The organism is Streptomyces sp. NPDC040432 (assembly GCF_055595445.1).
Map to the genome: position 1 here is coordinate 137070 of NZ_JBVIVP010000021.1, position 10354 is coordinate 147423.

The following is a 10354-nucleotide window of genomic DNA, read 5'->3' on the forward strand; positions in this document are numbered from 1 at the left end:
CCGTGTATACAAGAGGAGAAGGACGATCCGGACGAAACGAGAGGAACCACCTGTGAGTGAGCCCGTCGAGCCTCTGATCGTCGTCGGTGTGGACGGTTCGAACCATTCGAAGGAGGCACTGCGCTGGGGCGTCGCCCAGGCCAAGGCCACCGGTGGCCGCGTACACGCCGTCATGAGCTGGGACTGGAACACGAATCCGTTCGCGGTGGGCACGGCCGAGCAGGCGGACCTGGTGCACGCCGAGGACGCGGCGCGGCAGAAGCTGTCGGACACCGTGGCCGAGGCGGTCGGCACTTCACCCGGCGTGCCGGTGTTCCGCCGCGTCGAGCGGGGCTCGCCGGGCCAGGTGCTCGTGGAGGCGTCGCGGGAGGCGGAGCTGACGGTGGTGGGCACGCGCGGCTACGGCGGGATCAAGGGCGCACTGCTGGGCTCGGTGAGTCAGCAGGTGGTCCAGTACGCGGCCAGCAGCGTCGTCGTGGTCCGTCACGACGCCTGACGGGCGGCCGGGCTCCCGGCGGCTACGCCTCCCCGGCCGCGGGAGCCGTCAGGTCCGAGGGGTCGGTGTTGGCCCCGCACAGGACGACGGCGATCCGCTTTCCCGGTGGCCGGGGGGCGGTGCGCAGCGCGGCGAGGGCGGTGGCGGCGCCCGCCTCGACCACGATCCGGTGCTCCTCCCACAGTTCCCGGCGGGCCGCGGTGATCTGCGCGTCGGTGACGAGCACGGAGTCGACTCCGCCCCGTTGGGCGGCGGCCAGCGCGTCGGCCGAAACCCTGGTGGCGCCCAGGGAGTCGGCGGCTACGGACACGACGGGAACGTCCACCGGGCGGCCCGCCGCCAGGGCGGCGTTGAGGGCCCGGCAGTGTTCTGGTTCGGCCGCGATGACGTGGACGCCGTGCTCGCGCGCCGCGGTGGCGATGCCGGCGAAGAGTCCACCACCGCCGACCGCGACGACGACCGCGTCCAGGGCGGGGAGCGCGTCGCGCATCTCCTCCAGCAGCGTCCCGGCGCCCGCGGCGATCAGGGGATGGTCGTAGGCGTGACTGGCCAGGGCCCCGTGGGCGGCGGCGAACTCCTGGCTCGCGGCGAGGGCTTCGGAGTACCGGTCGCCGACGAGGCGTACGTCGGCGCCGTAGCCGCGCAACCGCTCCACCTTGACGGGGCGGGCGTTGACCGGCAGGAACACGGTCGCGGGCACGCCGTGGGCGCGGGCCGCCCAGGCGCAGGCGATGCCGGCGTTCCCGCCGGAGGCGATCGTCACGCCGGCGGCGGGCAGGGAGCCGGCGGCGCGGTGCGCGGCGAGGAAGTTGTGGGCGCCGCGGGCCTTGAAGGAACCGGTGTGCTGGAGGTACTCCAGCGCGTACCAGACGCCTTCGGCGGCGGGCACGACGGCCACGGGCCGAACGGCGCCGGCCAGTCGGTCGGCGGCGGCGCGGACGGCGGCGGGGTCGAGTTGCTGTTCCATGGCTGACTGCCTTTCCGGTGAGGGGACTTGACGGTGGGGTTGCGGGGGCCGCGGAACCCGGGGCCGCTCAGTGGGCCGGCTCGGCGGGCGCGGCCGCCGCGATGAGCTGGCGCAGGGCGCCGTAGTACACCTCGTGATCGGTCAGCGGGGGCAGTACGTCGGCCGTCGCGCCCGCCAGCACCGGGAACTCGGCCGGGTCCAGGGCGGCGAGCGCGGTCCGGGACGCGGCGGTGGCCGCCGCCGGATCCCGGTGGTCCACGAAGGCGGCGCTGCCCAGGGTGAGGAGGTACATGCGGCGGTACACGGTCATCGCCTCGGCGGGGCTCATCCCGGCGGCGACGCTGTCGGCGAGGGCGGGCTCGACGAGTCGGGCCAGCAGTTGACGGCCGAGCCAGGGACGGCCACCGCGCAGCACGAGCAGTCCGGGGTGGGCGGTGAGGAGCCGGTACAGCGCGCCGAAGCGCAGTTCGGCGGCCTCGGCCCAACCGGTGCCGGTGGGGACGTCGGGGAGTTGCGCGGCGAGGTGCTCGGTGCAGAGGTCCAGCAGTCCGGCGAGGTCGACGCAGCGGCGCTGGACGGTGGCGTGGGAGACGTCGAGCCGAGCGGCGAGCGCGCGGAAGCTGAGCTGTCCGGGACCTTCCTCGTCGAGGATCCGCAGGGCGGCCTCCGCGATGGCCCCGGGGGTCGCCCGATCGAGGGAGTCTGATCTTCTCGGCATGAGATACATCGTATCAGCCACCGGCTCATACGACGTATCAGCGCTGTGACGCGATGCCGACTACCGCCATATTGCTGGTCATCGAGCCATATCCGACGACTTGCGTTGACAGCGGGTAGTCACATCGCTGCACTGGGCGCACGACTGCCCGTCGGTACGCCCCCCACGTCAAGGAGACCCCGTGCCGCCTCGCCTGCGTGCGTCGCTCCCCTGTCTGACCGCGGCCGCCCTGTTCGCCCTGTGCCTGTGCCCCGTCCCGGCCTCGGCCGCCGCGGCCGGCGCCGCCCCGGCCGACACCACCGCGACCTCGGACACCCCGCTGGCGCTCACCCCGCCCATGGGATGGAACAACTGGGCGCACCACATGTGCGACATCGACGAGGCCACGGTCGTCGCGAACGCCGACGCGCTCGTGTCCACCGGCCTCGCCGCCAAGGGTTACGACACCGTCACCATCGACGACTGCTGGATGCTCAAGAGCCGTGACGCCGAAGGCAATCTGGTCGTCGACCGCGACAAGTTCCCGCACGGGATGACCTGGCTGGGCGAATACCTGCACGGCAAGGGGCTGAAGTTCGGGATCTACGAGGACGCCGGCTACCTGACCTGCGAGAAGTACCCGGGAAGCGGGGCCCCGGACGGTGGCGGCCCGGACAACTACGCGCGCGACGCCCGGCTGTTCGCGTCCTGGAACGTGGACTACGTGAAGATGGACGGCTGCAACCTGTGGGTGCCGCCGGGCAGGACCAAGGAGGAGGCCTACCGGGACGCGTACAACGCTGTCGCCAAGGCCCTGCGGGACAGCGGCCGACCCATGGTGCTCTCGGCCTCCGCACCGGCCTACTTCCAGCAGGGCGAATGGGGCGGTTCCGACTGGCACAAGGTCCTCGACTGGGTCGGTGAGACCGGCCAGTTGTGGCGTGAGGGCCGGGACATCAAGGTCCACAACCCCGCCGCTCCCGCCACTTCCCGGTGGAGTTCGGTCCTCGGCAACTACGGGTACAACCGCTGGCTCGGCCGGTACGCGGGCCCCGGCAACTGGAACGACCCCGACTTCCTGATCGCGGGCGCCCCCGGTCTGACCCCGGCGGAGAGCCGCAGCCAGGTCGGGCTGTGGGCCATGATGGCCGCCCCGTTCATCCTGTCCTCCGAGGTGTCGGAGCTGACCCCGGAGGGGCTCGCCGCGCTCGGCAACACCGATCTGATCGCCCTGGACCAGGACCGCCTCGGCCGGCAGGGCGCGGTGGTCTCCTCCAACGCCACCTTCGAGGTACTGGCCCGGCCACTGGCGAACGGCGACCGCGCCGTAGCGGTGCTCAACCGCTCCGGCACCGCCCGGAACGTCTCCGTGCCGCTGGCCGACATCGGCCTGCACTCCTGCACGGTCGACGCGAAGAACCTTTGGGACGGGGGCAGCACCGAGGTGTCGACCTCGCTGACCGGGCGGCTCGACGCGCACGACACGGTCGTGTGGCGGCTCACCCCGCACGGCTGCGGCGACGCCGTACCGACGGGCCAGGTCGTCGGCAACGGTTCCAAGTGCGTCGACGGGGCCAACACCACCGGCGTCGGCGCGGTCGTCCTGGCCGGTTGCACCGCCGGCGCGGACCAGCGCTGGAAGCTCGGGGAGCAGGGTCGACTGCTGCTGGCCGGCGAATGCCTCACGGCGGGTGGGAACGACCTCGTCGAGCTGTCCGACTGCGCGAACGGACCTCGCTCGGACCAGCGTTGGAGCCACCGGCGCGACGGCGCGCTGGTCCACGGCGCGAGCGGACTGTGCCTGACGGCGCCTGCGGCCGCCGCGACGCCCGACGCCCCGGCCGAACGGCTGCGGCTGGAGGAGTGCGGCGACCACCGGCCCGACCAGGCCTGGTCGTTGCCCGTCTGACGGTCCGGGGCGGGGCGATCGGGTCTCGGCGGGGCGATCCGCCCGGGGCGGGTCACGACGGGGCCCGACCGGCCACCCCCGTCGTGGTACACGACCCGCCCTCCGCCGGCACGTACCACGCGTCGCGATCACCCGCCCGGGGGAATCCCGCTCCCCGGGAGGGGGAGCCGGGACCGAAGCGGCCACCGTGCGGCGGGGGCACTGGGTTCACTGGCCCGGCCATGGTCAGGGGCGGGCACCGGAGCGTTCCGGTGCCCGCCCCTTTCCGACGTCAACGGGCCGAGAGGCCGCCGGCCGACAGGAGTGCACCCGACGTGACCGACGTGACCGAGGCGTCCGAAACCGGCCCCGAGGAGCCCGGGGTCGGCGATCTGTGGGACCGGCTCGCCGACGGCGTGGTGGAATTGCGCAAGCGGCGGCCCTCGGGCCGGGCCGACGGTGCGACGGAGGGAACCAATCCGGCGAACCTGCGGCTCCGAATCGCAGTGGAGACCTGTGGATGCGAGGGAATGGGTACGGATCCCGGAGGATCGGTCCGTGAATGACGCGACACGGGCCGACGAGGGCCTCGCCGCCCTGCTCGGCCGGGTCGCCGAGGGCGACGAGTCGGCCTTCGGCGCGGTGTACGAGGCGGTGTGCGGGCGCGTGCTGGGCGTGACGCTCGCGGTCCTGCGCGACCGTTCCCAGGCCGAGGAGGTGACCCAGGAGGTGTTCGTCGAGGTGTGGCGGACCGCCGGGCGCTACCGGAGCGACCGGGGCAGCGTACGGACCTGGGTGCTGACGATGGCCCACCGCCGGGCGGTGGACCGGGTCAGGTCGGCCCAGGCGTCGACCGACCGGGAGCGGCGTGCGGCCCGGCTGGAGTCGGCGCTGCCCGAGTTCGACGAGGTCAGCGAGGCGGCGCTGGAGCGCGACGAGGCGGCACGGGTGCGCCGGTGCCTGGGCTCGCTGACCGGGATCCAGCGGCAGTCGGTGACCTTGGCCTACTACCGTGGCCTCACCTGCCGTGAGGTGTCCGAGGCACTGTCCGTGCCGCTGGGCACCGTCAAGACCCGCCTGCGGGACGGCCTGCTGCGGCTGCGTGACTGTCTCGGGGTGAGCGGCTGATGGGTACGGAGAACGTGCACGAGGCGACGGGTGCCTACGTCCTGGACGCTCTGCCCCCGGCGGAACGCGCCGCTTTCGAGGCGCACCTGGCGACCTGCCCGGACTGCGCCCGGGAAGTGCGGGAGTTCGCGGCGACGGCGGCGCTGCTCGGCGCGGCCGTGTCGGTGGAGCCGCCGCCGGGACTGCGGGACGAGGTGCTGCGCCGGATCCGGGAGGCACCGGTCGGGCCGGTCCCGGACGGCGATCCGGCGCGGGACACGGCTTCGAGGTCACCGGCCCGGCACGCGGCGCGGGGCGGGCGGCCGTGGGCGCGGTGGGCCCTCGCGGCGTGCCTGGCGGTGGCCGCCGGTCTCGGCGGGGTCGCCGTGTGGCAGTTCCAGGAGGCCGAGGGCGCCCGACAGGAGGCACGCCGGGTCGAGGCGCGGGCGGCGGCGCTCGCGCAGGTGCTATCCGCCCCCGACGCCCGGCTGACGAGCGGCCGGGTCCCGGACGGCGGGACGGGCACGGTGGTGGTCTCCCGGGACCGGAACCGGGCCGTGTTCGTGCCCTCCGGGATGGCCGCGCCGCCGCCGGGGCGGGTGTACCAGCTGTGGTTCGACGACCCCGGCAGGGGCATGCGTCCGGCGGGGCTCATGGACCCGGCGCGGCCCGACGCCCCGGCGCTGCTGGCCGGCCCGGTGGGTGGGGCCACCGGGATCGGCGTCACGCTGGAGCCGGCGGGCGGCTCGCCCGCGCCGACGTCGGACCCGCTGGTCGCACTGGCCTTCCCGACCGCGTAGCCGCCGGACCGTGTGATCGCGTCGCGCCGCGCGGGGCGCGCGGGGCGCGTCAACCGTGCCGCCTCCGGGGCGTGTTGTGCGGGACCTGCCGCGGCGGGCGGGACGTAGGGTCGGGCCATGTCCGATTCCGAGCGGAACCTGGAAGGCAAGGTCGCCCTCGTGGCGGGTGCGACGCGGGGTGCGGGCCGGGGCATCGCCGTCCAGTTGGGCGCGTGCGGAGCGACGGTGTACGTGTCGGGGCGCAGCAGTGCGGCGGGCCGGTCGGAGTACGACCGGCCGGAGACCATCGAGGAGACGGCCGAGTTGGTCACGGCGGCGGGCGGGCTCGGCGTCCCGGTGGTCGCCGACCATCTGGTGCCCGCGCAGGTGGAGGCCCTCGTGGCGCGGATCGACGGCGAGCAGGGCCGCCTGGACGTGCTGGTGAACGACATCTGGGGCGGTGAGCGGCTCTTCGAGTGGGACAGCACCGTCTGGGAGCACGATCTCGACAACGGGTTGCGACTGCTGCGCCTCGCGGTGGACACCCATGCCATCACCAGCCACTACGCGCTGCCGCTGCTGCTGCGCGCCCCGGGCGGGCTGGTGGTGGAGATGACCGACGGCACCGCCGACTACAACACGGACCGCTACCGGGTCTCGTTCTTCTACGACATCGCCAAGTCGGCGGTCCTGCGGATGGCGTTCGCGCTGGGGCACGAGCTGGGTCCGCGCGGTGCGACGGCGGTCGCGCTCACGCCCGGTTGGCTGCGTTCGGAGATGATGCTGGAGGCCTTCGGCGTGACCGAGTCCCATTGGCGTGACGCGCTGGACAGGGTCCCGCACTTCGCGATCTCCGAGACCCCCTCGTACGTCGGCCGGGCGGTCGCGGCGCTGGCCGCCGACCCCCTGGTGTCCCGCTGGAACGGTCGGTCGCTGTCCAGCGGCGGACTCGCCGGGGTCTACGGCTTCACGGACCTGGACGGCAGCCGCCCGGACGCGTGGCGGTACATGGTCGAGGTCCAGGACCCGGGCCTGCCGGCGGACCCCACGGGATACCGCTGACCGGGCGGCGGGGACCCCGCGTCACGGACGGGTGGCGCGGCTCACGGGGTGTCGGTCCCGATCCGGTGGGCGAGGCCGTCGAGCACGCATCGCAGGCCGAAGGCCCAGACGGCCTCGGGGTCGAAGGCGCCGACGGCGTTGCCGACCCGGTCGGCGAGCGGGTAGCTCCGCGGGGCCATGGCCCGCTCCAGGACGGGCGCGACGAGCGCCCACCACTCGTCGTCGCTCCGGTGCCGCTGGTGCTCGGCGACGTCGGCGGCGGCGAGGGCGTTGGCGTGCACGAAGCCCAGCAGGTGGGTGAGGGCGGCGTCCATCTCGGCGTCCGTGAGGCCGATGCCGTCGAAGGCCGCGAGTTCGTGTTCGTACTTGCCGATCACCCCGGGGCCGAGCGGCGGGCGGGTGGCGGCCAGGTCAGCGATCCAGGGGTGTCGGCCCAGCAGGTCCCTGTTGTCGTCGGCGATGCGGGTGATCCGCGCCCGCCAGGGCTCCTGGTCGGCGGGCTCGCGGCGGTCCATGCGCAGGTAGGCCTCGTCCAGCATCAGGTCGAGCAACTCGGCCTTGCCCGGTACGTACGTGTACACGGTCATCGGGGTGACACCCAGGCGCTGGGCGAGGGCGCGCATGGTCAGCGCGGTCGCCCCCTCCTCGTCGGCGAGGGCGATGGCGGCCGTGACGACGGCGTCCACGGTGAGTCCCTGTCGCGGGCCGCGGCGACCGCCCGCGGGCCCCTGTCCGGGCTCGCGCCACAGGAGTTCCAGCGTGCGGACGGGGTCGCCCGCGCCGCTGCGTTCCTTCGCCATGTCCGGCCCTTCCGTCCCGCCCGCTATTTCACTACGCCGTATAGAATACAGCGTATAGAGTAAGTCGAAGATGAACGGTACGGCAGCCATGCCACCGACGACCAGGGGGAACACGCGTGAATCCGGCCCGCCCCGCAGACGGCCACCAGGACATCCAGGTCCGCGGAGCCCGCGAGAACAACCTCGCCGACATCTCCCTCGACATCCCCAAGCGCCGACTGACCGTCTTCACGGGCGTGTCCGGATCCGGCAAGTCCTCACTCGTGTTCGGCACCATCGCCGCCGAGTCGCAGCGCATGATCAACGAGACGTACACCGCCTTCCTCCAGTCGTTCATGGCGAGCCCGAGCCGCCCCGACGTGGATGCCCTGCACAATCTGAGCGCGGCCATCGTCGTCGACCAGGAACGCATGGGAACCGGATCGCGCTCGACGGTGGGCACCGCCACCGACGCCTCGACGATGCTGCGGATCATCTTCTCCCGCCTGGGCGTGCCGCACGTCGGCACCTCCTCCGCGTTCAGCTTCAACACCCCGGACGGCATGTGCCCGCGCTGCGAGGGGATGGGCCAGGTGTCCGACGTGGACGTCGACCGGCTCGTCGACCGCGAACTGTCGCTCAACGAGGGCGCGATCACGGCCCCCGGATTCGCGGTCGACTCCTGGTACTGGCAGATCATGGCCAACTCCGGGTTCTACTCCCCCGACACCAAGCTCAAGGACTTCACCGCACAGGAGTGGGCCGACTTCCTGCACAAGCCCGCGGTGAAGGTGAGGGTCGGATCGAACAACTTCACCTACGAGGGGCTGATCACGAAGATCACCCGGACGGTCCTGGGCAAGGACCGCGAGTCGATGCAGTCCCACATCCGGGCGTTCGTGGACCGGGCCGTGGTCTTCGCCGACTGCCCGGACTGCGGCGGCACCCGGCTCGCGGCGGCCGCGCTGTCCTCCCGCATCGACGGGCTGAACATCGCGGAATGCTCGGCGATGCAGATCAGCGACCTCGCCGCGGTCATCGCGAGGATCGACGACCCCGGCGTGGCGCCGATGCTCGCGGGCCTGCGCGAGCTGCTGCACTCCCTGATCGAGATCGGGCTGGGCTACCTGAGCCTGGACCGGCCGTCCGGCACCCTGTCGGGCGGTGAGGCGCAGCGGGTGAAGATGGTCCGCCACCTCGGCTCCTCCCTGACGGACATCACGTACGTCTTCGACGAGCCGAGCACCGGCCTGCACCCGCACGACATCCAGCGGATGAACGACCTGCTGGTGCGGTTGCGCGACAAGGGCAACACGGTGCTGGTCGTCGAGCACAAGCCGGAGGTCATCGCGATCGCCGACCACGTCGTGGACCTCGGTCCGGGCGCCGGCACCGCGGGCGGACGGCTCTGCTACACCGGGGACGTGGCGGGGTTGCGCACCTCCGACACGCTCACCGGCCGCCACCTGGGCCACCGTGCTCGGCTGCGGGAGACGGTGCGCACGCCGCGCGGGCACCTGTCGGTGAAGGACGCGAACCTGCACAACCTGAAAGACGTCACCGTGGACGTGCCCCTCGGGGTGCTGGCCGTGGTGACCGGCGTGGCGGGTTCCGGTAAGAGTTCACTCATCCACGGCCACTTGGCGGGACGCGAGGGAGTGGTGGTCGCCGACCAGTCGCCGATCCGTGGCTCGCGACGCTCCAACCCGGCCACGTACACCGGCCTGCTCAATCCGGTCCGGACCGCCTTCGCCAAGGCCAACGGGGTCAAGGCGGCGCTGTTCAGCGCCAATTCGGAGGGCGCCTGCCCGAAGTGCAACGGTCTGGGGCTGGTGTACACGGACCTGGCGATGATGGCCGCGGTGGCCTCGGTCTGCGAGCAGTGCGAGGGGCGTCGGTTCACGCCCGAGGTGCTCACGTACCGGCTGAACGGCAAGAACATCAGCGAGGTCCTCGACATGCCGGTCGCGGAGGCGCACGCGTTCTTCACCACCGGGCAGGCGCGGACGATCCTGGGCCGGTTGGCGGACGTGGGGCTCGGCTACGTGCGGCTCGGGCAGCCCCTGAGCACGCTGTCGGGCGGTGAGCGGCAGAGGTTGAAGCTGGCCATCAGCATGGCGGAGAAGTCCTCGACGTACATCCTGGACGAACCGACGACGGGCCTGCACCTGGCCGACGTGGACAAGCTGCTCGCCCTGATGGACCGGCTCGTGGACGACGGGAACTCGGTGATCGTGATCGAGCACCACCAGGCGGTGATGGCCCACGCCGACTGGTTGATCGACATCGGCCCCGGCGGGGGCCATGACGGGGGCCGGGTGGTCTTCGAGGGCACCCCCGCCCAACTGGTCGCCGAGGCCGACACCTTGACGGCCCGGCACCTGCGGGAGTACGTCGGGGCGTGAGTGGCGGGGGGGGGGGGGGGGGGGGGGGGGGTGGGGGGGGGGGGGGGAGGGGGGGGAGGGGGGGGGGGGGGGGGGGGGGGGGGGGGTGGGTGGGGGGGGGGGGGGGGGGGGAGGGTGGGGGGGGGGGGGGGGGAGGGGGGGGGAGGGGGGGGGGGGGAGGGGGGGGGGGGGGGG

At 73.2% G+C, this 10354-nt stretch carries 10 protein-coding genes; 7 read left to right on the forward strand and 3 right to left on the reverse strand.

What is annotated here, in order from left to right; all coding sequences use genetic code 11:
• Window positions 1-52: 52 nt before the first annotated feature.
• Window positions 53-496: a universal stress protein gene (locus ACZ58N_RS31080; protein ID WP_389702262.1), complete on the forward strand. Its 444-nt coding sequence runs from the start codon at window positions 53-55 to the stop codon at window positions 494-496.
• A 22-nt stretch (window positions 497-518) separates the two neighbouring features.
• Here the strand turns inward: ACZ58N_RS31080 and ACZ58N_RS31085 are convergent, their stop codons facing one another.
• Window positions 519-1463 (reverse strand): serine/threonine dehydratase, encoded by a 945-nt coding sequence (locus tag ACZ58N_RS31085; RefSeq protein ID WP_471166575.1) that lies wholly within the window; start codon window positions 1461-1463, stop codon window positions 519-521.
• Between the two features lie 67 nt (window positions 1464-1530).
• Window positions 1531-2181 (reverse strand): TetR/AcrR family transcriptional regulator, encoded by a 651-nt coding sequence (locus tag ACZ58N_RS31090; protein WP_471166578.1) that lies wholly within the window; start codon window positions 2179-2181, stop codon window positions 1531-1533.
• Window positions 2182-2362: 181 nt separating this feature from the next.
• Here ACZ58N_RS31090 and ACZ58N_RS31095 point away from each other — a divergent pair, with 181 nt between their 5' ends.
• The 5 genes from ACZ58N_RS31095 (at window position 2363) to ACZ58N_RS31115 (ending at window position 6996) form a co-directional block, all read left to right on the forward strand.
• Window positions 2363-4069 carry a ricin-type beta-trefoil lectin domain protein gene (locus ACZ58N_RS31095; protein ID WP_471166580.1) on the forward strand — a complete coding sequence of 569 codons (1707 nt, stop codon included), beginning with the start codon at window positions 2363-2365 and terminating at the stop codon, window positions 4067-4069.
• Window positions 4070-4383: 314 nt separating this feature from the next.
• The gene (locus ACZ58N_RS31100; protein WP_471166583.1) at window positions 4384-4614 is read left to right on the forward strand and encodes a hypothetical protein; all 231 of its coding nucleotides are present in this window, start codon (window positions 4384-4386) and stop codon (window positions 4612-4614) included.
• Complete coding sequence (gene sigK / locus ACZ58N_RS31105; protein WP_471166586.1) at window positions 4607-5176, forward strand: ECF RNA polymerase sigma factor SigK; 570 nt, start codon at window positions 4607-4609, stop codon at window positions 5174-5176. Before ACZ58N_RS31100 ends, sigK begins: the two co-directional genes overlap by 8 nt.
• Entirely contained in the window at window positions 5176-5955 is a 780-nt protein-coding gene (locus tag ACZ58N_RS31110) for an anti-sigma factor (RefSeq protein ID WP_471166588.1), read from the forward strand. Before sigK ends, ACZ58N_RS31110 begins: the two co-directional genes overlap by 1 nt.
• Window positions 5956-6072: 117 nt before the next feature.
• Entirely contained in the window at window positions 6073-6996 is a 924-nt protein-coding gene (locus tag ACZ58N_RS31115; RefSeq protein WP_471166591.1) for an SDR family oxidoreductase, read from the forward strand.
• Between the two features lie 41 nt (window positions 6997-7037).
• On the opposite strand, the gene ACZ58N_RS31120 is transcribed toward ACZ58N_RS31115, so the two are convergent.
• Window positions 7038-7796 (reverse strand): TetR/AcrR family transcriptional regulator, encoded by a 759-nt coding sequence (locus ACZ58N_RS31120; protein WP_471166594.1) that lies wholly within the window; start codon window positions 7794-7796, stop codon window positions 7038-7040.
• Between the two features lie 116 nt (window positions 7797-7912).
• On the opposite strand from ACZ58N_RS31120, the gene ACZ58N_RS31125 reads away from it, so the two are divergent.
• Window positions 7913-10180: an ATP-binding cassette domain-containing protein gene (locus ACZ58N_RS31125; protein ID WP_471166596.1), complete on the forward strand. Its 2268-nt coding sequence runs from the start codon at window positions 7913-7915 to the stop codon at window positions 10178-10180.
• Window positions 10181-10354: the final 174 nt, after the last annotated feature.